This is a genomic window from Protofrankia sp. Cr1 (assembly GCF_963555865.1).
Taxonomy (GTDB): Bacteria; Actinomycetota; Actinomycetes; order Frankiales; family Frankiaceae; genus Protofrankia.
Genome location: NZ_CAUVXO010000202.1, coordinates 4,424 through 6,461, shown reverse-complemented (window position 1 = coordinate 6,461; position 2,038 = coordinate 4,424). Strand labels below are relative to the sequence as shown.

The 2,038-nt window shown below is 71.5% G+C and carries 1 protein-coding gene; it reads left to right on the top strand.

Translation table 11 applies throughout. From position 1 onward, the window contains the following. Positions 1-13: 13 nt before the first annotated feature. Positions 14-1,939, top strand: a complete 1,926-nt coding sequence (locus U9980_RS16035) for a rhodanese-like domain-containing protein (RefSeq protein WP_322768656.1) — start codon at positions 14-16, stop codon at positions 1,937-1,939. Positions 1,940-2,038: the final 99 nt, after the last annotated feature.

The window sequence follows — 2,038 nt, the reverse complement described above, 5'->3', positions numbered from 1 at the left end:
GGACGGTACTGCCATCAGCACCAGATACATCATCATCGGGGCGGGTGCCGTAGGTGCGACCGTCGCCGCGCAGCTGGACGGGGCCGGCATTCCGGTCGTCGTGGTGGCCAGGGGAGCGAACCTCGCCGCGTTGCGATCCCAGGGGCTGCGCTACATCCGGCCGGACTCCGACCGGCGGGTCGCCCTCCACGTCGCCGGTGGGCCGGACGAGGTCGACCTGCACGCGGACGATGTGCTGGTGCTCGCCACCAAGTCGCAGGACTCTGAAGCGCTGCTACAGCAGTGGGCATGGCGCCCGGTGACCGTGCACGGCGCCGTGCGCACGGCCGCGGAGGTACTGCCGATCCTGTTGCTGCAGAACGGGCTTGAGAACGCTCGGACGGCGTTGCGGCGGTTCGCCATGGTGGTCGATGCGGTCGTTCTCATCCCGTCCTCGCATCTGCGGGCCGGAGAGGTCGTCTCCCCGGGCGCACCGATCGCCGGTGCTTGCTACCTCGGCCGCGCGCCGCGCGGCAGCGACCCTGCCGTGGAGCGCATCGCCGCGCAGCTGCGCCGGGGCTCGTTCGCCGTACAGGTGGTCTCGGATATCGATCGTTGGAAGGCCGGTAAGTTGCTCGCCAACCTGGCTTACAATCTTGATGCGCTCTATGCTCCCGGTGAGCTGCGCGACGCGGCGGCGGCTGCACTGGTGGACGAGGCGCGGGCAGCGTTCGCCGCGGCCGGGATCGAGGCCGTAGACGTGGCGGCGGACAGCACCCTCGACCTGTCCCAGCTGGTCGTCCACGACATTCCCGGCCACGCGCGGCACAGCAGCTCAACCTGGCAGAGCCTGGCCCGCAGCGGGTCGGTGGAGTCGGACTTCCTCAACGGCGAGATCGTGCTGCTCGCCCGCCTGCACGGCCTTGACGCACCGATCAATGCGGGGGTGGCGCAGCGGATCGCCACCGCGGCGCTCACCGGGACGCCTCCCGGCAGTCTCGACCAGGCCGATCTCGCGGCCCTGCTGGCGTCGGCGCGCCGGCTGTACCACGCCAACGGACCCGAGCTCCTTCCAGCGGTGCTCGTCGACGCGAAGCGACTGCACGATGAGCTGGCGTCGGCCGCGCCGCCGCTGCTGCTTGACGTCCGCTGGACTCTGGGCGACCCGCGCGGGCGCGACCACTACCGGGAGGGCCACCTGCCGGGCGCGGTCTACGTCGACCTCGACACCGAGCTCGCCGCCGCGCCGGGCGGGATGGCCGGACGCCACCCGCTCCCCGACGTCGAGGCCTTGGCGCGGTCAGCCCGCGGCTGGGGCCTGACCGCCGGGCGGTCGGTTGTGGTCTACGACGACAACGGGGGACAGTCCGCAGCGCGGGCGTGGTGGCTGCTGCGCTGGGCGGGGGTCGCCGACGTGCGTATTCTTGATGGCGCCCTGGGCGCCTGGCGGGAGGCCGGCTTCGAGATCGAAGCCGGCGAGACCGTCTCGGTTCCCGGGGACGTCGTGCTCACCGCGGGAGCGATGCCGACCCTCGACGCCGACGGTGCCGCCCGGATGGCTCGCGAGGGCGTCCTGCTCGACGCCCGCGCGCCGGAGCGCTACCGCGGCGAGGTGGAGCCCGTCGACCTGCGCGCGGGACACATCCCGGGGGCGGTCAGCGCGGCGACGGGGGATAATCTGGACGAGAAGGGGTATTTCCTACCTCGGGCCTCGTTGCGTGCCCGGTTCGCGGCGCTGGGTGTCGGTGCGTCGGAGCCCGTCGGGGTCTACTGCGGGTCCGGGGTGACGGCGGCCCACCAGATCGCCGCGCTCGCCGTGGCCGGGTTTGAATCCGCGCTTTTCCCGGGCTCGTGGTCGGCGTGGTCGTCCGACCCTGACCGGCCCGTCGCCACCGCAATCCAGGAACCCCAGCCTCCGGTCGCGCGGGAAAGCCCAGAACGCTTCGGTGCACGGGGCTGAAGGATGTGAAACTGATGCTGCTATTGAAGCATCGGATTCACATCGTTGAGAGCCGGTCGGATAGCCTGGCTTGTGGGAACGTTCCCGCGCTGGATGTGG